Source organism: Paenibacillus sp. Leaf72 (genome assembly GCF_001422685.1).
Lineage (GTDB): Bacteria > Bacillota > Bacilli > Paenibacillales > Paenibacillaceae > Pristimantibacillus.
On record NZ_LMLV01000001.1, the window covers coordinates 134,723 to 159,917 of the forward strand.

Genomic DNA, 25,195 nt, shown 5'->3' on the forward strand with positions numbered 1-25,195 from the left:
AATTCGCCACGAAGGAGTCCGACAGTTCATGCACCAAATTGACGGGTTAGTTTAAGGATTTAACTGTCAAACGTAATTATAAGCCGCATATTTGATGGATTTTCCCTAGCAACCAAACGTTTGACGACATCCAAAAAAGCACGGCTACATTCCATATAATTTACAGTATCAATAAAAACTTTTCCGTCCATCGTTTCGTCTTCGAACTCAAACACTTGGTTCCAATCATATTCTAAGATTTCTTTGGCGGTAAACCAAGTAGTGCTATGGTACTCACCATATTTCATTTGAAGCCGAATTTCTGGACTAACATCGTCAGGCAATCCGCGCGGTTCACTGATAAAAGGCATTTGTTCAGAATTCCGAATATTAGCCAGAATGGCGAAGAGATAATAATTCCTATCTTTAAAAATCATATCCTCCCTCTCGACAACCCAAGGCGCCTCTTCGTTACGTTCCGGATAAAGAATGGCCCAACGGCTTTTAGTCCATTTATCAATTGAAATCCATATTCCTGTATCATCTAGGCCCGCATACCGATACATTTTTTGCTCTACGAAACAATGAATATCCGTCCCCATTTATTCCCTCCATATCTAAGGCTTCAAGTGTAACAAAAGATAATAATGCGCATAAGCCTTCTCGGACAGCTTGTCCTCATCCTCCCAAAACTGCTCTTCCTGCTCTTCGAGCGTATCGCCCTCCTCCTCTGTCAGCACCTTCGGAATGTCCCAAAGCGCTTCCAAACGCGGATCATCCTTATAAACATCGATCACCGCATAGCAGCCTGTGAGAATATCCAGCGCTTTTGGCGCTGTAATGGAATTTAAGGCACGAACGGCGTGTAAATAAGCTTCATATCCCCAGTTGCAAAAAAACTGCAGAAACCCGCCGTTATACATATCGGCTTCCAGCAGCCATAAAGCTGCAACTTCCTGCTCCGCCTCCGTTAAGGAGCCCCAATCTCCGCCAGCCTGATTTTTCTTATCCACAAATTGCATGGCAAAATCAAACCATACGTCCGAAACATTTTTCTCCACTGGACTTCCGCCTCTCCTATCCGTTTCCCCTCACCACTCCAAAAAACAATCCTCTATCAGCGCCTCAAACGAGTCTGCCAATGGCTTCATTTCCCCGTTATCGTGATAACAAATGAGAACCTGCCCAGCAGGATTAATGATAATAGGATCGCCTGAGCCATCCATCGATATGACATAACTGCTCTCCAAAACCTCGGCAAATGGGCTGCCTTCGTATTGTTCTCGAAAATCCAGCGTCAAATCGACAACCGTTTCTTTTCCTATGCTGGAGCCGTTGGAGAACGCATGTACAGCTAGACCTGCATACGCACCGCCAAACGTTTGGATAAAATGAATATAGTCCGCATGAAAGCTCACATTCAGCCGCTGCTGCGCACTTGCGATTTCTTCTTGGCTGGCAGCAATGCCAACTAACGTACTATTATCCTCCCGATGAAGGAACGCCTTTAGTCGTCCCATAAGCTTCTCATTCATATCATCCATCTCCTCCTTGCCGATAATAACTAGCTTTTAAGCCATATTAGCTTCTACCATTCCTGCTTCCTACTCACTCTGCTCTTGCTTCCTATTGTACCATCCGATTAGCGTATTCTACCAATTGTTCCTCCCCGATTTGCATTGGCCATGCGTTGCTATTAATCTTATATTTGAACAGCATTCACCTTTAATTCTAATAGACAAGGAGTCTACATAATGGATAAAAAACTGCTGAAAGCGCTCAAAAAGCTGTATAAATATAACAATTCCAAATACGATCGTGAGCGCAGCATCAGCCTGTATAACACGGATATTTTGGAGCCAAGCGAGCGCGAGCTGCTTGAACATCATAAGTGGGAAGCTAATAAAATCGAGCTGCTTACCCATGACGAGCTGAACCGCAAGCTCATTGCGCTTCAATCCACCGAATCATTTTCATGGGCCAGCATTGCTGGTATTTTCGTTGCTGGTGTGGGTGGAAGCTTTCCAGCAGGCATCTCCTCTTTAATCAACTATAAACAAATGATCCATATGCAGGAGCATCCTTATGAGCAGGCAGAGCGTTTCATGTGCTGCAAATATTGCGGATTCACCAGTGACCAGTACGAGCATATTGCCTATATTCGCTACGCCATTCATTTGGGTAATGCCTATGATTCAACAGTTGGCGCTTACGCCCATTTAACTGAGTTAGCTGAGCTGACTGCGCAGGGCCCAATTATTCCAACCACTGAGGATATGCAAAAATTCGTCCAGCTGCTGCACTTAATAGATGAAGCAGAAGTGGGTGAAACACCCGGCAAATTGGAGAAGCGCCTTACCGCAGCGAAGCTTCTGAAAGGAACGCCCGGGATGCGCCGCAGCATTTTGCAATCCCTCGCATGGGTAGGTATACTGCCCAATACGGTTCTCCCCCTCGCTCCTGACTCCTGGACGAATATCGAGGACGTTTTGAACGGCGGGCTCCAGCTAAGCAATACGAAAGGACGCTCCGATATGGAGATGCCATGGGCAGGCTGGAAGGGCGAGCTAGGCGTAGACTGGAATAAAGCGCATCAGCTGTTCGGGGAATATATTTAAGGCCAATAATATGCAAAAATATCAGGTAGCGACTAAAATATGCCGAGTAAGCAGGGGGTAAACATGCAGGTGCAACGAATAGAAAAAATGATTGCGGAGTGGGCGTCCGCAAACGCCGCTGCCATTGGTTTAGACCCGAATGCTATTCGGGCGTCATACATCTATAATCCTGGGGGCTTCGACAACTTGTCTATCCGTCTGACGGACGGCCGCACTCAGCTTCACGTCAAGCTGGCTCCACCTGACAATGCCCCGCGGCTGCGCCAGTGGGCTGGCGTCAGTGATTATCTTGCTGAGTCCTACACCGCGCCAAGCTTGGTCTATGAGATTGACCGCGAGATCGTGCCGGGATACCCCTATGGACTAGTATTTGAATATATCGCGGATGCGATCCCGCTTATGGAAACACCGAATCCCGAGGTTGCGCTAACGGGTGTCTTAGAGACCATTGCTAAGCTCCATTGCGACGAGCGTCTTCGTGAAATGCTGCCTCGAGCTGAGACTCGCACTTATGCGGAGGCATTTGAGGACGAGTAGATTTCCCGTTTTACGGAGGATCTCGACGGAATTCTAAGCTCGCGCGATTTGATCAGGGATTTCGTGTCGGACGAGACGATTTTGTGGTTCGGTGAAGAGATTGGGAGACTGAGGGACACCGTCCTGCGCACACCTGCATTTTTACTCCCTGCAAGCGATGTTGTTCATAACGACATGAACAGCAACAATGTACTGACCTCCAGCAGGCATGGCTTCAGAATAATTGACTGGGATGACCTATCCGGTCAGGGCGATGCGGCGATGGACTACTCGGTACTGCTTTGGCCACTATTGCATGATCCATCTTGCCCGTTATGGAAAGAAAAGGTGCTGGCAGGAGCAGGAGCTGAGGTTATTGAACGACTGGAGCTGTATTTTCGGGCGAAGCTTCTAGATGACGTTATTGACGTGCTGGCTGACTATGTCGAGGCTGAGCAGGTGCCGGAGCATCGGGAGGAAGCTCAGCGCAAGGCCAAGGCTATCCATCTTCATGCTTACCCGCAGTATCTCGCCAAATATGGCCCCGGTTAAAGCGATTGCACCGTGGTCAGCTCGTCCCCGCAAGAAAATAGATGTTTTCGTCTCATAGCGTTCTTCCTCTGTATAAGGCTATAATATAATCGAACACAAATGTTTATATTTTGTCATCGCGGAGGGCTTATGAAGCAGCTGTTCGAACCTGTTATTTTTCAAAATCAGCAGTCGCTCGTGTGGAATTATAATATGTACACGGATGACCACTACAAAGGTTATTACCACTGGCATCAATGCTGTGAAATCATGTACATCCATCGCGGCCAGGGGCATATTGTCGTCAACCAGCAAATGTACGATATTCGCGGAGGCATGCTGTTTTTCTTTCAGCCGTATCAGCTGCACCGCATTTATTCGGACGTATCGCCGGAAAATCCGTTTCAGCGCTCGATTTTTTACATTGACCCCCATGCTGCCGAGAAGCTGCTGCTCGGTTTTCCGAATCGCAAAACGATTTTTTCGGCGTTATGGCAAGGGTCAAACGATCGCTGCGGCTTTGATCTGAGCGAGCGTGCCACGGTTATGGAATGGATGCTCCAGGCTTACGACTGCACGCAACAGCCCAGTGGTTCTATTCATCGTGAAAATGTTGAAAATATAACAATGCTGCTGCTTCAGCTCGTAAGCTGCCTGGAGCTTGGCGACAGCACCCTGCTGCCTGCCGAGCAGCATCGTTCGCTGCGCTATTCCGAGCGCATGATGAGCTGGATTGAGGACCATTACCATGAAGAAATTCATTTGGAGCAGCTTGCGGCAGCTATGCATTTGTCCAAATCGTATATTTCCAGACTGTTTCATCAGGAAACGGGAAGCCGGCTTGTCGATTATTTGACCGCTCGGCGCATTAAACAGGCTTGCCGGCTGCTGCGCACGACCGATTTGTCTGTCGAGCAAATTGGCATTGCCAGCGGTTTTCCTAATGCCTCTTATTTTAACCAGCTATTCCGCAAGGCGCTCGGAACCACTCCGCTCAAATACCGCAAAAATCAGTAGCAACCCGTACAAAGTAAACCTAAGCGGCGCCAAAGCTTTGCAGCGCAATGACAAAATATAAACATTTCTTTATATTCAATTGCAACTTTCTATGTCTCATACGGGCTATACTCAGGTCACCACATATTCAAAGTGATGGAGGCCTGTACAATGACTACAACCTATTGGCAAGAAATAATGAATCGGCTGGATGGCAAGGCTGAGCGAATGGTTCAGCAGATCGGAGCGAAATGTCCGCATTTCGCTGGCAAGGACGGGAAATTTGACGATATTGGGTCCGACTGGTGGACGACGGGCTTCTGGCCGGGGCTGCTCTGGATTATGCACGATATGACGGGCAAGCCAGAATACAAGGATGCTGCTTGGCATTGGGATGAAACGCTAGAGCAATGGTTTATTAAGCCGACGGTTGAGCTGCATCATGATGTTGGCTTTCAGTTTTTGCCGACTGCGGTGATTAAGCATACGCTCACGGGCGATGAGGATGCTTTGCGCCGAGGAATCGAAGCGGCGAACTTCCTCGCTGCCCGCTACAACCCGGTTGGCAAATTCATCCGTGCCTGGAATGAGGACAAATATGGCTGGGTCATTATCGACTGCATGCTGAACATCTCCCTCTTGTTCTGGGCGAGCAAGGTGACCGGAGATCCGCGCTACAAGCATATTGCGATCAGCCACGCGGAGACGACGCTGCAATACGGCATCCGTCCAGACGGCTCAACGAAGCATATTATTTCCTTCGATGCTGAAACTGGCGCCTACCTCGAAAACTTTGGCGGTCAAGGCTATTCGCCGGAATCGTCGTGGAGCCGCGGCACCGCTTGGGGGCTGTACGGCTTTACGAATACGTATCGCCATACCGGAGATGAGCGTTTTCTCGATGCGGCGAAGCGGATCGCCCATTACTTTATCGCGGGCCTGCCGGGTGATCAGGTGCCGTATTGGGATTTCCGTCTCGGAGACGATGAGCGCCTGTTCCGGGATAGCTCGGCGGCAAGCATCGCCGCATCTGGTCTGCTGGAGCTGGCAGAGCTTGTGGCCCCCGGCGAGAAAAGCTTGTATGCGAATGCCGCGGAGCGGATTTTGCGTTCGCTGACGGAAAATTATGCGACATGGGAGCAGCCGGAGCATGAGGCGATTTTGCTGCACGGAACAGGCAGCGGCACCAGCTTTATCGATGTATCGCTTATCTATGGCGATTATTATTATGTCGAAGCGATTGCCAAGCTGAATGGCTGGAAGCACCGCATTTTTTAACGGCTGGCAGCCCTCCCCCAAAAAACGATTCGAATGAATCAAAAAGAATGCCCTCCGGACATTCATTGCAACGCCCACAAGGGCATTGCAATGAGCTTCCAGAGGGCATTTTACTTAAATAGGAGCGACAGCGAGAACAGGTGCGCCGGGTTTAACGCTAGCTGTTAAATAGTGTCGTCATTTCCGCAGCGCTGAGCGCTCGATTGTATATACGGAAATCGTCGAGTCCTCCATTTAAATACGGGTCTCCCGTATATTGCGAACGTCCCAAATAGTTAAGCGTCGTGTTGCCAAGACTGGAAGGCTTAAGCGTCATATTCGCATTGGTGCCAACGAGGACGCCATCTACATACAGACTTGCCGTATTGCCCGAGAGGGTAACTCCGACATGCTTCCATACCCCTGTCGGGAATGCCGTCGTCGTTGAAATTCGCTGTTCCCCTCCGCTGCCGCTATTCGTAATGGCAAATCTTAAGCCTGCACCGCCTGGACTTGGCGTTAAGAACATGTTGGCCGTTGTTCCTGTGCCAAAATCAAAAATTCGCGTCCAATCGGATACCGAATTCAGCTTCACCCAAGTCGCAATCGTAAAATCATTCAAGCTGCTTACGATGCCGGCTGGCAAGCTGCCGTAGCCAGTGGTACCGTTAAAATTGACCGCGCCCGACGCATGCCCTGCGGCCCAAGTGATGCCGCCGCTCAGCGTGGCTGTTTTTCCATTGCCTGATGCATCAGCGGCCGAAGCTCCGCTTGTTTCATTGAATAAATATTGGGCCACGACATCGCTGACTGTCCCGCCTCCGCCTAAATTAATCGTAAACGATTTGGTGACAGGCGTGCTTTGCGCGTCATAATCCCTCAACTGAACGGTGAACGTATAGCTGCCTTGCGGCGCATTATTGTCAATCGTTCCAGTTAAAGTGCCTTTGAAGCGATCTAACGTCAGTCCTGGCGGCAGCGAACCGCTCGTTACATTCCAATCATAGAATGGCACACCGCCCTTGGCAGTAAGCTGCTGCGAATAAGCAGCACCCTTCGTTCCGCTTGGCAGCGAGGTTGTTACGATGGACGGCGCTACGAACGGCGACAGGTTTTTATTCAGCTTCCAGCCCGCATTTTCAGCGATCAACAGGCTCAGCTTCGTCATCATCCAGCGCTGGGAAGGAAACTTGTGGTTTCTGCCTCCGCTTTGGCCGCTGATTCGATCCCAATAAAGGGAATTGGCATCCGAAATATGATAGCTGGAATCTAGCGGAACCGCGTTCCCTTGATATGCGATGACTTCTGCATCATTGCTGCCGCCGGCGCTATGGTAATTCACCATGCCGTTCCAACTGCTGTGGAAGGCAACCGCATGGCCAAATTCATGAGCGATTAAGCCTAATACATCGGTCTGGCAGTTTGAGGTACAAGCAGATCCCGGCATTTGAGCCAAATAATACTCTTCATCATTCAAAGAGGAGAACGGTGTAAACCCTGAGTAAAAGTCCAAAATCAGTCCATATGAGCGGTGAATCGGACCTTGAACCCCTGCCCGCTTGTGGAACTTGCCGTTATCTGCAGGATAGCCCGTAGAATATGGATCATTTAAGCCGCGCAGAAACACCCATACGCCGTTGTAGGCGGCATTGTTGGTAGCCGTAATGGGATTCAGCCAGTTGTCGCCCGGAATTGAAATATTTTCAGCTCCTGCAGCTACTGTGTCATAAGGCGTCTCATCAAAGAAATAAAACCAGTCCTTGATGCCCTGCTCCGTGGCAGCCTTCACCCCTGCATCGGCAAATATGCCCGTAATCGTATCAAAACGATAATCAAAGTTAATAGGCAGCGACGGTTCTGCATTATCATCCTGATCCAGCACCCGAATCGGAATCGTCTGCGTGCTCTGGGTATTATTGTTTTGGATGACCTGCATGCTCAGCGTATAATTTTCGATTTCATTCGGCCCGCCAATACGATCGGGGTGAATCTCTAATTCAAAGTCTAGCTGCTGGGATGCATTAGTAAAAGTTAACGTTTTGGCCGAGCCCGTTGCCGATAGCGTACTCGGCTTATTCATCATCAGCCTGGTCGTTCCCTGTGTACGCAGGTTAATCGTAACGGGGAAAACAGCGCTCGATGGCGGCTTAACCGTGAGCTTAACAGAAGGATTCGCAAGATATCCCTGCCAATCGACCAAGTCAATGCCGTTGTCATTAACGGTCCGCCCGAATATATCCACTACTTCCGCAAAATTGGCTGCCGCATACACCGGTTTTTGCGGAATCGTGCCTATTACGCCTAACAGCAAGGCCAAACAAACAACTGCTGACATCATTTTTTTAATGGATATGCGGTTCGTACCTCTTTTCAACATCGCCAAGCCTCCCTTTTATTTGTGGATTGCCTGCCTTCTGTGTATAATCCAGCCTAATCTGTTTCTGTCACGCGAATGACCTTCCACTGCTCAATGCCCGTTGAAGTTGTTGGCTTTGCTTTCATCGTTAGCCGAATTTTGGTCGTCGTCACCGGATCAAAGGTGGTCACATTATACTGGTCCGGCAAAACGCCATATGCAGACGGATTGGACACATGCGCCCAATTCGTCCCATCCCAATATTGGATGTAGAACGACTCCGGCAAATCAATGCCGTCATTATCATCAAACCAATACACTTCACTTGATGAAAGGGTAAAAGGCTGGTCAAAATCATACTGCACCCATTGCTCGGTTCCGTGCGTGTCCCAGTTGCCATATACCGGATGGCCTCGGTCTGCGGAGCTCTCCGGTTCGTACTCGTCATTCAGCCCTACCAAGCTCTCCCATGGCGAGACGTAGGAAGTCGTAATGCTTCCTTCAATCGCCACATTAGGGTTTGCGGGCTCTGGCGGATCAACAACTGGAGGCACTGGCTCATCTGCTGCAAGGCTGGCAATCTCAGCGGCAGACAAAGCGCGATTATAAAGCTTGATCTCATCCAAAATGCCATTCCAATACCGTTCATCGCTTTGAGACTTGCCAATGTAATGGTGCTCGCCCTTTAAAAGGGATTCGATCGCTCCCAGGGTCAAATTAGAGGTCCTCGCTACTTCCGTCCCATTTACATAAAGGACCGCCGTATTACCCGATGCTGTCACCGCCACATGCTGCCATTTTCCAGAGGTTATGCCGCCCCCTGAGATGATTGCTTCCTCCTTGCCCCCTTTTCTCGAAACCTTAAAGCTCAAGGCGCCTTGGGAATCTGTGGATAGTGCCATATACTTCGCATCCGATGTGCCAAAATCAAAAATCCGCGAGCTCGTGTCATAGACCGAATTCGTCACGCCAACTGAGCTTGGAGAATAGACGCTATCCGTCACATTCACCCATGAAGAGAACGAGAACGCTTTTGCTTTTTTTAGCATGTCACGTGGCAGTTCAACATAATTGGAAGCCCCATTTAAGGCTATCCCACCCCCTCTCGCCCCATCTGTTCTGCTTGCATGCAAGGTCGAGACATCGTGCCCCGCTCCCGAATAATCTAGGGCGATCTCCCCGTCTGCTTCATCAAACAAATAGCTTCCTAAAAGCTCGCCTTGGCCCACATTTAATGTGAATGTCTTTTGAACGGGGGTTCCAAGCTCATCGTAATCGCGAAGCTGTACCGTAAACGAATAGCTTCCTTCTGCTTGCCCAGACACTTTTCCCGCGATTTTGCCGGTGAAGCGGTCCAAGGTCAGCCCTTGAGGCAGCGAGCCATCTACAATCGTCCAATCGTAAAAAGGAACGCCGCCCTCCGCCTGCAGCTGCAACTCGTAATTTTTCCCCTGCTTCGCATTTGGAATCGGCATGTTTTTAATGGATGGGCTCAGGAATGGAGTCAGCTTATCGTTCAGCTTCCATCCTGCTTTTTCTGCAATCAGCAGCGTCAGCTTCGTCAGCATCCAGCGCTTATTGTGAAAAAGATGCGTCCGTCCGCCATTTTGACCGCTGATCCGGTCCCAATAAGGCTCCTCTCCCGGAATATGATAGGTGCCGTCGAGCGGAACGGGCCCGCCTTGATAGGCGACGATATTGTCTGCCGTGCCCCCGCTTCGCTTATAAGCAGCTACCCCTTTCCAGTTGCCGGAAAATACGAGCGCATGGCCAAACTCATGCATAATGAGGCCATACACATCGGTAGACGTATTGGACATTTCCGTGAGGTACCACTCCTCATCATCCATAGAGGTAAATGGCGTCGCCGTATCGTAAAAATCAAGAATCGTCATTAATGAACGATGAAGCTTATCCGGAATCGTAATGCCGCCGCGCTTATGATATTTTCCATTGTCCGTCGGAGCGCCTGTTGAATAAGGGCCACTCAGCCCTCTTAGAAAAATCCACATCCCGTTGAATGGCTCATCATTCGTTACTTCAATATGGCCGTCAAAGTTATCTTCGGGAAGCATGCTTACTTCGGAGTTTGCAGGAACGGTATCAAATGGCTCCATATCAAAAAAATAAAACCAATCCTTAATGGCCTGCTCGCCCGCCTCGCGGATAGCAGGATCACTAAAATAAGGCTGTATCGTATCGAATCGGTAATCGAATTTTAAAGGAAGCTCGGGCTCCTTCTCGTCATCCTGATCCAATACGCGAATAGGCGTCGTCTGCGAGCGAACGGCTCCTAGCGCATCGGTAATCGTCAGCTCAAGCGTATAATGCTCGATTTCGCCATTGCCGCCTATTCGATCCGGATGAATTTCCAGCAAAAACGGTTTGCGCTCGCCAGCAGTATCAAAGGCCAGCGTTTTTTGGGCACCTGTTGCGCTGAGTGTACTTGGCCGATCCATCATCAAGCGTGACGTGCCTTTAGCTTTAATGTCTATGGTGAGCGGATAAGCAGCATCGGCAGGCGGAATGACGTTCAACTTTACATAGGGGTTGGCAATATAGCCTTGCCAGTCAACCAGCTCCACACCGTAATGATTGACGGTTCTGCCAAAAATATCTTCGAGCTTCGCTTCGCCGCTCGTTGGTTCCGGCTGAACAGGCTTAGGCTTCGCAGCAGCGGGCATAGCAAAAAGCGAAACGAATAACATACAGCAAATGACGAAAGAAATCCCTTTTTTCATCAACAAGCCTCCCTCTACTTCCGCATATTAGCTTTCCCGAATCCACACCGCCATTTCTCCTTCACCACGATTCGCCCAAGCATAATAAGGGATAGCTTCAAATATCGCTCCTGCCCCGTTGCGCTATAAAGCTTCATTAAGGCAAGCTCTATTTCCTGATGTCCGGGATAGCCGCGCAGCTTGCCCTGCTCTTCGCCATACACCGAATCGATATGATCCGCCAGCTTGCAGGCGATATCCAGCAGCTTGCGCTTACACGTCGTCTCATAATAAGCAATAGCTGCTTCAATCAGATGGCCTGCGCAGTAGGTTTCATGATTATCGCGTTCATTCGTCCAGCGCTGGTCCTGATTATGAATCGTAAAATAAGTATTAAGATAGCCGTCCGGCTGCTGGGCTTTCCCTAGCAACTCTATCGTTTCATCCGCAAGCTTTTCCAGCTCCGCATTTGGATCGGCTTGCAAGCTGTAAGCGACAGCCTCTAGCCATTTGGTTACATCGCTATCTTGAAAAACATAACCGTAAAACGCTCCTTCCGCTTCGCCAGCCGCTATGCGGTAATTTTGCAGCGCATGGCTGGGAGAAGCGCCCTCAACCCGGTCATTGATGGCCTTCCATTGATAGGGAATGACCTCATCACGAACGAGGCTTCTATAATGGGACCAAAAGGGATCATGAATTTTGACCGACTTATATGAAACCTTTCGCCATTTTTCTGTGTTTTCAGTTATTTTCAACATTGCCACAGCCTTTCGTCCACATTTTGTAGACTTGCTCTCTCGCCTTTGGAATGCCCGGATGAAATTGAATTAAAGCGGAAGCCCGCACTTGCTGAACCTTCTGCTTCGCCTCTGCTAGTTTGGTAGCGCTTTGCTCGCCAAGCAGCCCAACATCTCTGCAAATGGAAGTGGCTGCAAGCTGTCCCTGGGCCATCGCTACAAGCGCACTTTCGACACCGGTAATATTGCCGGCTACATACAGCCCTGCCATAGGCGTCTGCATCGCTTCGCTATGAAGCGGAATATGGCCGCCGAGCTCTTTCATATAAACAAATGGACAGCCGGCCACCGAAGCTAGCTCAGCTAATGGATATAATCCGCCCGCAAGAGCGACGAAATCAACCGCTTCCTCCCGCTCGCTTCCGGCAATCGTTTCACCGCATCCATTTACGTCGGCAAGCGTCACGGATTCCACCTGATCTTTGCCATTGATAGCTACAGCCGTTGTCCGCAGCTTTAAGGGAATATCCCACAGCTTGATCCCTCTTCGCGGAAAAAAATGGGATACTACCCCCGCCATTTTTAGCGAATGGGCAGCTCGGCCTCCCATTCTCATAAACGCGGACGGGGCTAAATGGGACAAGCTGAGCAGCTTTTCTACATTTTCTTTAGGCAAAGCGTCTGTTCCAGAAAGCGGGCTTTGCGAAGGCAGCACGATGGCTGCAATGGATACCCCGCTTATAGACAGCTCACGAGCGATTGCCATCGCTAGCACGTTAACCCCGATAATAAGGCCGCGACGTCCGGGTTTAACGAAATGTACGTTAGCCATAACCTGCGCCGCGCCAATGGACATGACGCCAGGCAGTGTCCACCCGGGAGACGGCTGCGGAATTTCGGCACCGCCCGTTGCCAGCAATACGTTAGCTGCCGTGATGGAACCGTCTGACGTTCTAATCACCCAATGCTGATCGTTTTTCCACATGCCGTGAACCGATACGCCGCAGCGGATATGAACACCTAATGCGCAGCACTGCTCGATGAGATGATGGGCAACCTGCTTCCCTACCCACCAGTGGCCCTTCTCTTCATGAAACTGGCCGAGCATGCGTCCGCCGGGTTCGGGAAATTCATCCAATATGGTGACGGCTAGGCCGTGTTCGGCAGCTACAACAGCTGCCGACAAGCCAGCTGGCCCAGCACCGACAATAATGAGATCAGGCTCTCTCTCCTTCGTCATAGCAGCTTCCTCCCTGTTATTTCGTTTGGAAGCTGCAGCCCTTCAGCTATACACATTCCTTCTTCAAGCGGAGTAAGACAGGAACGTACCATTCCTTTTCCTGCTACGCTCAGCCGGCATTCCATGCAATGGCCAATGGCACAATAAAGCCCGCGAGCATGCCCCGATTCCTCATGCCTGCGCAGCGTGCGAATATCTGCTGCGAGCAGTGCCGCCGCTATTGGCTCTCCCTTTAGCCCTGTCATTGGCTTCCCATTAAAGGAAAAGGCAACAGGTTCATGCGGCGTCTGCCAACGGCCGAGTAACGGATGGTTCTCAATCCTTTCCATTACACTTCATCCTTTGCTAGCTGGCCAAACGTTATAGGCCGAATAGGCGGACGGTACGATAATAATTCAGCGTCTCGAGGACCATCTGGATTTTTCACATGAATCCATGTTTCTACAAGGGCTCGGCAAACCCGTCCCTGGCAAGCGCCCATCGTAGCCCTTGTTTTCATCTTCAATTGACGTGAAGTGCAGCATCCAGACGCATAAGCTTCTTCCAATTGCTCCATGGTCACTTCTTCACAGCGGCAAACGACTAAGGATGGATGCTTCATCGCAAAAGCCCCCCAAGCGTAAACGGCTTTCGACGTCCTCTGGCGGCAAAGCACCGTTTCGCGATGAAATATAGAGAAAGGATGACACTAGGATATCCTTTCCTATATTTCAAGGTGAAACGGCTGCCGCCTTCCTTTGGCGGCACAGCGCGTTTCAGTCCGAGAAATAGAAGAACAAGTATGGAAAAACTTATACTTTCCTATATTTCAAGGTGAAACGGCTGCCGCCTTCCTCTGGCGGCGCGGCGCGTTTCAGTCCGAGAAATATAGAGAAAGGATGGAGAAATCTCATATCTATCTATATTTTAAAAATAACGGATAGCGCATGTTTTTAATTCGGTATAGAAATCCAAAGCCGCTTGCCCTTGCTCGCGCGAATGCGAGCTGGAAAGCTTCATTCCGCCGAATGGGGACTGATATTCCACACCCGCTGTTTCCTGATTCACGCGAACCATGCCCGCCTGCGCTTCGTCCAAAAACCGATGGGCGTAGGATAAATTTTGCGTAAACAGCGAAGCGCTCAGCCCAAAAATCGATTGATTGCATAAAGCGATAGCTTCTTCAAAATCGGATGCCTGAAGCAGCGCTGCAACTGGCCCAAAAACCTCTTCCTGAATGAGAGGATGCCCCGCATCCAAGCCTGCGGCCACGATCGGCTGAATGTAATATCCCTCGTTTTGCTCAGCTGCAGCTACAGCTGGACCTTGGGCAACAATCTCCGCCTGCTGCTGGGCCATATGGACATAAGACATGACCGTTTCATACTGGCTTGCAGAAGCAACGGGGCCTAAATAAGCGGCAGGATCGAGAGCAGGTGCCAGCTTAATTTGCGATACTGCCGTGCTGAGCGCTTTCGTAAACGAAGCATAAATGCCTGATTCAACGATAATTCGGCTCGTTGCTGTACATTTCTGACCTGCCGAACGGAAGGCTCCGCTGACAATGAGCGGAATCGTCTTTTCAAGATCAGCATCGTTTAAAACAACAGCGGCATTTTTCCCGCCCATTTCGGTCTGATATTTAATATTTCGCTTGGCACAAAGCTGGGCAATATGAGTGCCCGTTGATGTGGAGCCGGTAAAGCTTACCGCATCGAGCGAAATTTGCTCTAGTAATACGTCTCCGATTTTGCTGCCCTTGCCAATAACGAGATTAATGACGCCTGCAGGAAGTCCTGCCTCTGCAAAAATCTCAATGAGCTTCGTTGCCGTTAAGGAGGCAAATTCCGCAGGCTTCCATATAACGGTGTTGCCGCAAATAAGCGCAGGCGCGATTTTCCAAATAGGTATGGCAACCGGGAAATTCCATGGGGTAATAATGCCCACGACGCCCAAAGGAACCTTTTTCGTATGCTGCAAAACGTTTGGCTCGCTCGAAGGTATGACAACCCCATTGGCTCGTACCCCTTCCGCCGCGTAATAACGGAGCAGATTTACTCCACGCATCACTTCGCCGCGCATTTCCGTAATCGGTTTGCCCATTTCCAAGCTTGCGAGATTCGCTACCTCAGCCAGCTTGGCTTCCAGTGCGGCAGCAAGCTTATACACATGCTCTGCTCGAGCAGCACCTGTTAAACGAGACCAAACTTCAAACGCTTTACGCGCTGCCTGCTGCGCCTGTATAACATGCGACTGATCAGATAGATGAAGAATGCCAACCTCCTCTTTGATGTTCGATGGATTTTTAACGACAGATTCGCCTGCTGCTGGCGTAATCCACTCGCCTCCGATCCAATTTCGACTGCTCTTCATTTTGCGATCCCTCCTGTTCGGACTAGGCTACTTTAAACTCATCATTCCGTTAATTTGCTGGCTGATTAGGTCTAACCGCGTATTCAAAAGCTTCTCTAATGAGCTGGTAATCTGCTTCTGGCAAAGGCAGGCGCGGCGGACGTGTAGGACCGACCGGGAATCCCGCCAACTCCATCATATATTTAATCGATTGAACGAGCTGAGGGCTGGCATCCATATGGAACAAAGGCAGCAGACGGCGATAAAGCGCGCTTGCCTCTTGCATTTTCCCTTGTCTGGCAAGGTTAAACAACTCTACGCCTTCCTTCGGCAGCGCATTGGGCACACCGGAAATCCAGCCTGTTGCGCCAAACAGCGGGCCTTCCATCGCCAAATCATCTACGCCGATCATAACTTCAAGATTGGTTTGGGCCAAAATATCATGCACGCGGCGGATGTCGCCGGAAAACTCTTTTACCGCAACGACATGATCAAATTTGGAAAGCTTCGCAAGAAACTGCGGCGTCAAATCTACTTTATAATCATGAGGATTGTTGTACGCTACAATTGGAAGTCCTACCTCATTCAGCGCTTCGTAATGAGCGACAACTTCATGCTCAAGCGGCTTGTAATTAATAGGAGGCAGCGCCATAACCCCTGCCGCACCTGAATCTTTGGCATGCTGAACCCATGCGACCGCCTGCTTCGTAGAAGGCGCGGCCGAACCAACAACGACGGGCACCCGCCCTGCTGCGGCTTCTATGACCGTCTCCACTACCTGTGCTCGTTCCTCATTGCTCATCGTTGCATATTCGCCAAGAGATCCAGTAGGAACAAGCCCGCTTATGCCATTTGCGATAAGCCAATCGCAATGCTCCGTCAATCGCTTATAGTCGACTTCATAGGAAGCAGTGAAAGGGGTAACGATTGCCACATAAACACCTTCAAATTTTGCCATTTCAAAATTGCTCCTCTCGAATATTAATCGTTTAGATTTTTGACCTTCTAAACCCTATATGCAAAAAGCAGCTTCATGCTGCTCGTTTCAGGTGGATGCTCCCTGCACGAAGACACAAAGATAGACTTCGTGGACACAGCTTGGAGGACACAGCAGCCGTTATTTCAATCGAATCACTGGTTTTGGCATAGTCTGCGGACTCAGGTGCCGCTAATGCGCTGTCCATCGTCATTTTCAGAGGATTATGAAGGCAATAGCGGATCTCCTGTCCGCTTAAGGCCTAAAATGGGATTAAAATCCAGAATAGCGGAACCTCAGTCCGCGAAAAAAGGAATGAACTTCCAAAACGGCGTATTCTGAGCCGCATTGCTCTCTGCAACTGTGTTCTAAGCCACAATCGCATACTGTGGTTCTTTACTGTGGTTCCTTAAGCCTTGAATTGTCAGAAGAAATTGGCATCGAATAGGCACAAAGCAAGGAGCAGCAGCAAGGGCCCCCTTTTTCATACACGTTCTAGTACAGTACGAATCCATCAGCCAGCGGATCGTTAGAATCGAGTACAAAATTCATAAAGCCCAGCACATAAGCACTTCCTGTTAGCTGTGGAATGACGGCTTTTTGCCCGAACGCACATATTTCCTCCTCCACGCTGCCAACTGCACGCGTTCCAGCGCTGCCTTCATAAACAACCTGCTGCCCGCGCTTCAGCAGCCCCTTATGGTTCAGAACCGTCATATGGGCGCAGGCCCCCGCTCCTCCGGGAGAGCGATCAAGCTGTTCGCCAGCAAATATGGACCAGCTGCGATAGACCGGATTAACCGAATCGCCCTCAGCCTTTTCATAAAAAAACACGCCATGAATGCCAGTAATCCCTTCCTGCACCGGGTGCTTAACCTCCAGCTTCGCTTCAATGGCTTTGCGGATTAACCCTCCGCATGCTTGAAGCTCAGGGATTGACCGTCTATCGCCAAGTCCGGCAGCATCGACAACCGCATAAAACTCCCCGCTGAAAGCAATATCGACACGTAGTTCAATGTCTTGGATGGTCAATGCAAGAGACTCCGCATAGACGAAACTCGGAACATTGTGGAAGGATACCGTTCGTACTTCCTGCCCTTCGCAGCTAGCAATAGCTTTTACCTTTCCCGCTGGGCAGTCAATTAATATACCTTCGGCGGCAATAGCCGCATCCAGCTGCCCCGTCGCAATCCATGCCGTTACGACCGCGAAGATTCCATGTCCGCTTATAGCTGCATATCCTTCTTGATTCAAAAACAACAAGCCGAACTGGGCTTCCTCCGATACGGGAGCTGTAACGATGGCGCCTGTCATGCCGTAATGTCCTCGCGGTTCAGCCATAAGCAGTTTTCTTATGGAATCATGATGATGCTTGAAAACTACCGACTTGGCTTGCTGTGAGGCGCCCGCCATTTGCGGCAGGCCGCCTGTCAGGATGCGAAGAGGCTCCCCGCCGGAATGCGTATCAATCGCTGCATACCATTTGTTAATTTCCATATCCAAGCCTCCATCAAACCAGCGTTAGAGCAAATTCAGAGTAGAATTAAAGCAAGAAAAAACCGCTACCCAGCTCATCCTGATCGTGAAAAACAAACTGGTGAAAGCCTGTTACCCAGGCTGACCCTGATATTTGCGGGATGACGGCCGGCAAGCCGCCTACCGTTGTTTCCTCCAAAATTTTAGCCCGGAACACGGAGCCTACAATGCTTTCATGCACAAATTCCTGCTCCTTGGAAAGCTCGCCCTTGGCATGCAGCACAGCTACCTTCGCCGAGGTTCCCGTCCCGCATGGCGAACGGTCAATTCCTCCCGGAGGCACGACGACCGTATTGCGGCAATGGGCAGCAGGCGATACGGGATCGCTGTAAAACTCAATATGGGTCAGCCCGCGAATGACTGGAATTTCGGGATGAACCACTTCGATGCTTTCGTTAATCGCCTCCCGAATTTTGATCGCCAAGCGGACGATTTCCGAAGCCCGATTTGGCACTAAGGGCAACTGCAGCAGACGCGCATCAACCAAGCCGTAAAAATTGCCGCCATACGCAATATCAACGGAAATTTCTCCAATTCCTTCCACTTGGAGCCGCACATCCTTTTTGTACAAAAAAGAAGCAATATTCGTGAACGTCACTTCTTTGACTTTTCCCTGCGCGATGTCAAGCTGGGCTTCCACAAGCCCCGCTGGCGTATCCAGCCGAATGACGTTTTTGCTTTCAGGGTAGATCCCGCCCTCAATCAGCGCCGTGCAAAGGCCAATCGTATCATGCCCGCACATCGGCAAATAGCCGCCCGTCTCAATAAAAACGACGCCGATATCGGCTGTTTTATCACACGGTGGAGTCAAAATACAACCGGACATCACTTCATGGCCCCGGGGCTCAAACATCAACGCTTTGCGAAAATGGTCAAAATGCTCGGACATATAAACCATCTTCTCGGTCATCGTGCTTCCGATCAGCTCCGGCGCTCCGCTCGTAACGGTGCGGGTCGGATTGCCTCCCGTATGGGTATCGATGGTGGTCACCAGTTTGGAAAGCTTCATAGGACTACCTCCTGATTAACGTCGCCACGACGGAATCGGTCATAGCGCAGCGGCTGGGCCGGAATGCAGGTCTCGGCTTCGCTTAACATTTCACTGATGACCTTCCCCGTAACCGCGGCGAGGCTGATTCCATCCCCTTCATGACCGGCTGCTACATAAAAACCTGGTATTTCGTCGATTGGTGAAACGATAGGCAAATGATCGGCTGTCCATGGCCTTAGGCCAGCGTACGTTCGAAGCATCGGAATATGCTCCATGACCGGAAAGAAACGGATCGCTCTCTGCGCAATAAGCCGAATGACCTCCTGATCCACGCGGGTATCCATACCGGCAAATTGGCGGCTCGATCCGATTAAAAAGTTTTGGGAAGCGGTTGGTTCGAATACGAGGGCAATGCCATACGCTTCGAACTTGGGATCTACTTGCCGCTTCCCGCCAAACTTGCTAATCAAATAGCCGAATTCCATCACCTTCCGTTTCCCAATGTTGGCTGAGCGGGCAGCGACGAGGATATGGCCTTTTCGCGGCTCAATTGGAATATCGATACCTACCATTTGTCCAATAAGCTTCGACCATACGCCAGCCGCATTAATGACGATTTTCGCTTTAATCGTGCCTGCCGCTGTCTCTACTCCCCGAATTCTCCGCTTCTCATCGAGCAAAATCGCTGTCACCGCCGTATGCGTTCGAAAACGGGCACCATGACGGCGAGCGGTTGCAGCCAAGGAGTAGGTTAGCAATACGGGGTTAACCGTAGAATCCGTTGCACACTCTAAACCGCCTAATAAATCCTCGGCCATATAAGGCCATTCGTCTCTGAGGTCCTTCTGATCGAGCATCCGAAAGGGGAGTCCTGCCTGCTTTTGCCGGGAAACCCAGCGCTCAGCAGCGATCATCTCTTCCTCCGTCTCGCAGACGAGAATGCTTCCGGGTGCCCGATACTCGAACTCCTCATCAAGCTCCTGCACCAGTTCAGCGACTAATTGCTGGGATTTCAAGGACATTTGGCTGTCGAAGCCGGGGTCTTTATCAATGGCTAAAATGTTGCCGTCGCATTTGGAGGAGGTTCCCCCCGCAATCTCCCCGCGCTCGACAACGAGAACGTCCATCCCTAATTTGGCCGTATAATAGGCGATGGCCATCCCAATGATGCCTCCGCCAATGATGACGACTTCCGCAGATTCAGCATGCATGGACGAGGCCACCTCCTTCTACATTACAAAACGATTAATTCCTTATTCGACTTCGTCAGCACTTCAATGCCTGTGTCTGTGATCAAAATATCATCCTCGATACGGACGCCTCCAAAATCAGGGATATAAATGCCAGGCTCGACTGTCAAAATCATCCCCGGCTGCAAAACATCATCCGACTTCTGGGAAAAGCCCATCCATTCATGGATTTCCAAGCCGAATGCATGACCGAGCCCATGGCCAAAATACTCCCCGTATCCGTAGCCAGCAATACAGTCCCGTCCCAGCGAATCGCCTTCTTTGCCCGTCATGCCTGGCCTTAGTCCATTTAAGGTGGTCTCGTTTGCTTCCAATACAATCTTATAAATTTCTTTATGCCGCTGCTCTGGCTTGCCGATAAACACCGTCCTTGTCAAGTCGGAGCAATAGCCTTCATAGCTCGCTCCAAAATCAAGGGTAACGAATTCGTTCGTTCCCAGCAGCTTGTCGCTCGCGAGCCCATGCGGCAATGCCGAACGCAAGCCGGAGGCTACAATCGTAGCGTAAGCCGAAGAGGTCGCCCCATTTTTACGCATAAAATATTCGAGCTCGGCAGATACGTCCTTCTCAGATAGGCCCGGCTTCATGAAGCCTAAAATATGCTCAAACGCCTTTTCCGTAATGTCGATCGCCTTGCGAATATGCCCTTGCTCGCGCTCATCTTTAATGCCGCGCAGCTTTTCAACGATATTTTGGGTCGGGACAAGCTCGAGTCCGTTAAAAGATTCCTCGTAGGCTTCATAGCCTGCCAATGTCACATGAGTTTTCTCAAACCCGAGCTTGCGGGCTCCCACCGCGTCCAGCTTTTCCCGAATAAGCTCAAATGGCTTGCCTGCATACTGGATAACCTCGTATTCAACCGCCTGCTGCGCCGCTTGACGCGTATAGCGAAAATCAGTGATTAGCAGTGCCTGATCCTTCGTAATCGCCACAAATCCCGCTGTACCCGTAAATCCGGTCAAATATCTGCGATTGTATGGACTTGCAATCAATATCCCGTCTAGCTGCTCGCGTTCCAGCTGTTCCCTAATCCTCTTGAGCCGCTGGGCTTCCATTTGCTTCACGCTCCCTCCAGTCCGATCTTTCATTCCGCGTCGCCTGTTCAACATGCTTTTAAATAGAGTCGCTTTGCACGCCCAACTGCTTATATTGCTCGCGATCCACAATTCTAAGGCCGAATACGCGGCGAATGCGTTTTCCTTCTTTGCCTTGGAATGTAACGGTTACCTTCTCGGCACCAGCAAGTGCTGCAGCCGGGAGCGGGAAGTTTACATTATAGAACTTATCCTCTTCCGTAAAACCTTCCTCCACCTCTGTCAGCAGCTCGCCATTCAAACAGACATCAAACTCGCAATTCGGCATCTCTTGTGCCGATGTATAAGTCACGACCAGCATCATTTCGTTTTCGGGCTTCACCTTCAAATCGAACGAGAACCACCCGCCTTGGCCCGCCATGCGGAATGGCCTGCGGTTCAACATGCCGACGCGAGTCGAGCTGTCGCCTTTAAAATCATGGTCACGCTCCGGCTGCATTTCTCCTGGCTGCGCATAATCAATTGTGCATTGCTCCAGCCTTTGCATCTTTTCCATCACTTTTCTGTAATCCGCTTCCGCTATTGCCCAGCCATCCGGCGTGAACAAGTCCCAATAAACGGTATAGGAACGGTCAACCATTTGGTAAAATGGCGCAAGCTCCACATTGCGGGGGTAACCGACCAATTTGCTTTGGAAAGCCAAGCTTTTGCCAGGCACAGCTTCCAGCCATGTATCCAGCGGCTTCTCTTTTGCCAGCAAAACAGGCGCATAAAGATACTCGGAAGCATGGGGATCATCATGGCTCCCCAGATCACCCGCAAGCAGCACAGGTCCATAAAAAATCGCTGCGCGATCGGCATTGTCTGCCATAGCCTCCAGCCTTAGCGACTTCGGAATAACAACCCGAATCAAGTCCCCGTCGATCCATAAACGGTTGATCGCAATAAAGGAGCCGGGGGATTGGTCAACCGCTATCGGTTCACCATTAATTTCAACGGAGACCCCTTGCTCCGCCCAGCCCGGATAGCGAATGTTGAGACTGAACTGCACAGGCTTCGCGCACGATAGTTTGAGCCCTATCACATCGTCCAACGGATATTCCGTCTCCTGCAGCAGCGTTACGCCCTTTTCCGTCCACGCCAGCTCGGAATGGATAAACTGGTTCACAAACAGTTGGTCTTCCCCTTTAAAATAAATCGCGCTGCCATAGCTGGCCTGGCTTTCCATTCCTGTGCCGATGCAGCAGGTGAAATCGTCGAATTTGTCATCAAAAATTTTATGCCCGCCCATTGCCAGCGACAAAAAATACGTCATGCCGCCAGACTCCGGATGCTGGGACGCGAGTATATGATTAAACAGCGCCCGTTCATAATAGTCGGCTTCCGCAGCTGATGCTTTCCACTCAAACAGATGCTTCGTCAGCTTCAGCATATTGTAGGTGTTGCACGTTTCCGTCGTTTGCGGCCCCAGCCTGTCATTAAACGAATCCGCATCGCCAAAATATTCGCCAAAGCTATTACCGCCATTCGCATAGGAATGGTGATGAACGACGCTGTTCCAGAAAAACTCAGCCGTATCCCGGCGCTTCTCGTCGCTAGTCCATTCATATTCCTTCGCTAGGCCAATCAGCTTCGGAATTTGGGTATTCGCATGCTTTCCGGGCAGGCAGTCCACATGCTCAGCAAGCGGATCAAGGACAAGCTTATGCCAAAATTTCTCGGCTAACGTTAAATATTTGTATTCATTCGTATCGGCATATAGATCAGCTAAAACCTCGTTCATGCCGCCATACTCGCAGATCATCATTTCTTCCATTTGCTCTGTAGACAGCGGGGCGAGAATCCCTTCAACCCAGTCGGCAAGCTTCCTTTCCACAACGAGCGCTTTCTCATTGCCGGTTAGCCGGTAAGCATCCCTCAGTCCCGCAAACAACTTATGCAGCGTGTACAAGGGCGCCCAGGCCCCATTCAAGTCAAATCCCTTGGATTGAATATTTCCGGAAGCCACTTCATGGAAAACTTCCTTGCCGCGCGGAATGCCAGAAACATAACCATCCCCATGCTTATTTTGGCAAAGCTCAAGCTCATCCGTTATATAATCGACTCTTTCCTTGAATTCCGCCTCTGCCAAAGAGCTATACATCATCGAGCACGCGGATAAATAATGCCCTAACGTATGTCCCGACAAGCTCTCTGCTTCCCAGCCCCCATATTGCGGCGCTCGCGGCTCAAGTCCTGCATATTCTCTAAATCTAGCCAGCAGTCTGTCTGGCTCAAGCTCCAGAAGATAACGGCGATTCGTTTCCATCGCATGCTTAAATGGCCCCTCCAACAGCTTAACCTCGCCTAATGCGAAAGCTTGAGCCGCTTGTTTAATTCTCATGCTTGCTTTCATTTGGTTATCACCCTTTCATACCGGTTAACGTAATACCTTCAATAAAATAACGCTGCCCTATAAAAAACACGATGATGACAGGCATAATGACAAAGGTGGAAGCAGCCATTAGCAAATGCCACTGCGCACTGTGCAGCGACTGAAACATTTGGAGGCCAAGCGCCATCGTAAATTTGCTTTCCTCGTTCAAATAAACGAGCGGCCCCATAAAATCATTCCAGGAATTCATAAACGAAAACAGTCCAATGACGATTAAAGCCGGCTTAGACAAAGGGATAATGATGCGGTAAAAAATAGTCCAGGGGCCCGCTCCATCGACATACGCCGCTTCATCCAAATCTTTTGGAATGCTCGAATAAAACTGTCTGAGCAGAAAAATATCAAACGCTGAGCCAAACCAGACCGGCATAATAAGCGGAAAATACGTATTAATGAGATCTACCAATCGCCAGCCAATAAAGGTAGGAATCAAGGTGACTGCACTAGGCAGCATCATGCTGGCTAACAGCAAGGAGAAAAAAATATTTCTCCCCGGCCAGCTCAGTCTGGCATAGCTATACGCGCCTAGAGAGCTGCTGATCAGCGCTCCTGCCAAGCAGCTCACCGTAATGGTCAGCGTATTTCGGAAAAAGCGGAAGAAATCGATTGATGTCAGCGCCTCCACATAGTTTTGAAATTGAAACGGGGCAGGAATCCACTTGGGCGGCATTTCAAAAATTTGCAACGACGTCATGAGCGAGCTGCGTATGAGCCAGAATAGCGGCAGCAGGCAGAAAGCGGCTCCTATGAGCAGGAAAAAATAGACGATTATTTGCGAAATTCGGCGGCTTCTCAGCATATGGGCTACACCTCGCTTTCATAAAATACCCATGATTTCGAAGTCCGGAAAAAAATCGCCGTCACGATGAGAATGATGATAAAGAGAATCCAGGCAATCGCCGAAGCATGCCCCATTTCCCCAAATAAAAAGGCCTCCCGATAAATGTAATAGTTATAGAACAAGCTCGCATTGTTTGGTCCGCCTTGTGTCATAATGAGCGCTTCGGTGAACACCTGAAAGGCGCCAATCGACCCCATAATCAAATTAAAGAAAATAATCGGCGTCATCATCGGTATCGTAATGTGCAGAAATTTGCGCATGGCGCCTGCACCATCGACGATAGCCGCCTCGTACAACGATCTCGGCACACCTTGCAAGCCCGCCAGAAAAATGATGATCGTGCTCCCCATTCCCCAAAGGCTCATAAGAACAATAGAAGGAACGACCGTCTCCTCTGAATAAAGCCAGTTTAAAGTTGGGAGATTGAGCGCTTCCAGAAAGCTGTTGAATAGTCCCAAGTCAGGACTGAACAACCAAATCCAAATCATTGAAGAAGCGACAGCAGGCACAATCACGGGCAAATAAAAGATCGTTCGAAAAATCGACTTGCCGCGAATAAACTCCATATTAAGCAAAAAGGCGACGATAAATGAAAACATAAGCCCGAGAGGAACTCTTAAAATCACATACTTAAAAGTAACCGCTAAAGAGTTGTAAAAATATTGATCCGTGCCATCAAAAAGCCTCGTATAATTGTCGAACCCGATAAATTTCGGCGTATTCACAATGCGATAATCCGTGAAGCTTAGCAATAAGCTTGATAGCATCGGCAAAATGGTGAAAGTGAGCAGGCCCAAAATGCTGGGCAAGGCAAACAGGATGCCAGCAAGCGCAATACGGCGTTTACGA

Annotated in this window: 22 protein-coding genes and 1 pseudogene; 5 read left to right on the forward strand and 18 right to left on the reverse strand. The window is 49.9% G+C overall.

Annotation, left to right across the window (positions count from 1 at the left end):
* Window positions 1-59: 59 nt before the first annotated feature.
* Genes ASF12_RS00560 through ASF12_RS00570 form a run of 3 tightly spaced genes read right to left on the reverse strand, consistent with a single transcriptional unit; the run spans window position 60 to window position 1,514 of the window.
* Window positions 60-581 carry a hypothetical protein gene (locus ASF12_RS00560; RefSeq protein ID WP_056028323.1) on the reverse strand — a complete coding sequence of 174 codons (522 nt, stop codon included), beginning with the start codon at window positions 579-581 and terminating at the stop codon, window positions 60-62.
* Window positions 582-596: 15 nt separating this feature from the next.
* Window positions 597-1,040 carry a DMP19 family protein gene (locus tag ASF12_RS00565; RefSeq protein ID WP_235533000.1) on the reverse strand — a complete coding sequence of 148 codons (444 nt, stop codon included), beginning with the start codon at window positions 1,038-1,040 and terminating at the stop codon, window positions 597-599.
* Window positions 1,041-1,070: 30 nt separating this feature from the next.
* Window positions 1,071-1,514, reverse strand: coding sequence for an SMI1/KNR4 family protein (locus tag ASF12_RS00570; RefSeq protein WP_056028326.1), 444 nt, complete (start codon window positions 1,512-1,514; stop codon window positions 1,071-1,073).
* 219 nt (window positions 1,515-1,733) lie between these two features.
* Between ASF12_RS00570 and ASF12_RS00575 the strand changes: the two genes are divergently transcribed.
* The 5 genes from ASF12_RS00575 (at window position 1,734) to ASF12_RS00590 (ending at window position 5,918) form a co-directional block, all read left to right on the forward strand.
* A complete protein-coding gene (locus ASF12_RS00575) occupies window positions 1,734-2,597 on the forward strand; it encodes a hypothetical protein (protein WP_056028330.1) in 864 nt (287 codons plus the stop codon).
* 63 nt (window positions 2,598-2,660) lie between these two features.
* Window positions 2,661-3,134, forward strand: a complete 474-nt coding sequence (locus tag ASF12_RS35385) for a hypothetical protein (RefSeq protein ID WP_235533001.1) — start codon at window positions 2,661-2,663, stop codon at window positions 3,132-3,134.
* 63 nt (window positions 3,135-3,197) lie between these two features.
* Complete coding sequence (locus ASF12_RS35390) at window positions 3,198-3,665, forward strand: phosphotransferase (protein ID WP_235533002.1); 468 nt, start codon at window positions 3,198-3,200, stop codon at window positions 3,663-3,665.
* A gap of 129 nt (window positions 3,666-3,794) precedes the next feature.
* Window positions 3,795-4,661 carry an AraC family transcriptional regulator gene (locus tag ASF12_RS00585; RefSeq protein ID WP_056028334.1) on the forward strand — a complete coding sequence of 289 codons (867 nt, stop codon included), beginning with the start codon at window positions 3,795-3,797 and terminating at the stop codon, window positions 4,659-4,661.
* 150 nt (window positions 4,662-4,811) lie between these two features.
* A complete protein-coding gene (locus ASF12_RS00590) occupies window positions 4,812-5,918 on the forward strand; it encodes a glycoside hydrolase family 88 protein (protein ID WP_056028337.1) in 1,107 nt (368 codons plus the stop codon).
* Between the two features lie 157 nt (window positions 5,919-6,075).
* On the opposite strand, the gene ASF12_RS00595 is transcribed toward ASF12_RS00590, so the two are convergent.
* The 15 genes and pseudogenes from ASF12_RS00595 to ASF12_RS00665 form a co-directional block, all read right to left on the reverse strand.
* Window positions 6,076-8,274, reverse strand: coding sequence for a LamG-like jellyroll fold domain-containing protein (locus ASF12_RS00595; RefSeq protein WP_063892454.1), 2,199 nt, complete (start codon window positions 8,272-8,274; stop codon window positions 6,076-6,078).
* Window positions 8,275-8,327: 53 nt separating this feature from the next.
* Window positions 8,328-10,994 carry a LamG-like jellyroll fold domain-containing protein gene (locus ASF12_RS35395; protein ID WP_081418549.1) on the reverse strand — a complete coding sequence of 889 codons (2,667 nt, stop codon included), beginning with the start codon at window positions 10,992-10,994 and terminating at the stop codon, window positions 8,328-8,330.
* 89 nt (window positions 10,995-11,083) lie between these two features.
* Window positions 11,084-11,734, reverse strand: a pseudogene (locus ASF12_RS00605) (beta-L-arabinofuranosidase domain-containing protein); the annotation flags it as partial.
* The gene (locus ASF12_RS00610; protein ID WP_056028343.1) at window positions 11,718-12,953 is read right to left on the reverse strand and encodes an NAD(P)/FAD-dependent oxidoreductase; all 1,236 of its coding nucleotides are present in this window, start codon (window positions 12,951-12,953) and stop codon (window positions 11,718-11,720) included. The gene ASF12_RS00610 and the pseudogene ASF12_RS00605, both read right to left, overlap by 17 nt.
* Complete coding sequence (locus ASF12_RS00615) at window positions 12,950-13,282, reverse strand: (2Fe-2S)-binding protein (RefSeq protein ID WP_056028346.1); 333 nt, start codon at window positions 13,280-13,282, stop codon at window positions 12,950-12,952. The genes ASF12_RS00610 and ASF12_RS00615 overlap by 4 nt, the downstream gene beginning before the upstream one ends.
* Window positions 13,282-13,554: a (2Fe-2S)-binding protein gene (locus ASF12_RS00620; RefSeq protein WP_056028350.1), complete on the reverse strand. Its 273-nt coding sequence runs from the start codon at window positions 13,552-13,554 to the stop codon at window positions 13,282-13,284. The genes ASF12_RS00615 and ASF12_RS00620 overlap by 1 nt, the downstream gene beginning before the upstream one ends.
* A 305-nt stretch (window positions 13,555-13,859) precedes the next feature.
* Window positions 13,860-15,305 (reverse strand): aldehyde dehydrogenase family protein, encoded by a 1,446-nt coding sequence (locus ASF12_RS00625; protein ID WP_056028353.1) that lies wholly within the window; start codon window positions 15,303-15,305, stop codon window positions 13,860-13,862.
* A 49-nt stretch (window positions 15,306-15,354) separates the two neighbouring features.
* The gene (locus ASF12_RS00630) at window positions 15,355-16,242 is read right to left on the reverse strand and encodes a dihydrodipicolinate synthase family protein (RefSeq protein WP_056028356.1); all 888 of its coding nucleotides are present in this window, start codon (window positions 16,240-16,242) and stop codon (window positions 15,355-15,357) included.
* A gap of 513 nt (window positions 16,243-16,755) precedes the next feature.
* Window positions 16,756-17,757 (reverse strand): proline racemase family protein, encoded by a 1,002-nt coding sequence (locus tag ASF12_RS00635; protein ID WP_056028359.1) that lies wholly within the window; start codon window positions 17,755-17,757, stop codon window positions 16,756-16,758.
* Between the two features lie 46 nt (window positions 17,758-17,803).
* Window positions 17,804-18,805: a proline racemase family protein gene (locus tag ASF12_RS00640; protein WP_056028362.1), complete on the reverse strand. Its 1,002-nt coding sequence runs from the start codon at window positions 18,803-18,805 to the stop codon at window positions 17,804-17,806.
* Complete coding sequence (locus ASF12_RS00645) at window positions 18,802-19,998, reverse strand: NAD(P)/FAD-dependent oxidoreductase (RefSeq protein WP_056028365.1); 1,197 nt, start codon at window positions 19,996-19,998, stop codon at window positions 18,802-18,804. The genes ASF12_RS00640 and ASF12_RS00645 overlap by 4 nt, the downstream gene beginning before the upstream one ends.
* A 23-nt stretch (window positions 19,999-20,021) precedes the next feature.
* Window positions 20,022-21,092 carry a M24 family metallopeptidase gene (locus ASF12_RS00650; RefSeq protein ID WP_056028368.1) on the reverse strand — a complete coding sequence of 357 codons (1,071 nt, stop codon included), beginning with the start codon at window positions 21,090-21,092 and terminating at the stop codon, window positions 20,022-20,024.
* Window positions 21,093-21,150: 58 nt separating this feature from the next.
* Window positions 21,151-23,466 (reverse strand): glycoside hydrolase family 127 protein, encoded by a 2,316-nt coding sequence (locus ASF12_RS00655; protein WP_200931575.1) that lies wholly within the window; start codon window positions 23,464-23,466, stop codon window positions 21,151-21,153.
* 7 nt (window positions 23,467-23,473) lie between these two features.
* Window positions 23,474-24,304: a carbohydrate ABC transporter permease gene (locus tag ASF12_RS00660; protein WP_056028371.1), complete on the reverse strand. Its 831-nt coding sequence runs from the start codon at window positions 24,302-24,304 to the stop codon at window positions 23,474-23,476.
* Between the two features lie 5 nt (window positions 24,305-24,309).
* Complete coding sequence (locus ASF12_RS00665) at window positions 24,310-25,113, reverse strand: carbohydrate ABC transporter permease (RefSeq protein ID WP_155972917.1); 804 nt, start codon at window positions 25,111-25,113, stop codon at window positions 24,310-24,312.
* Window positions 25,114-25,195: the final 82 nt, after the last annotated feature.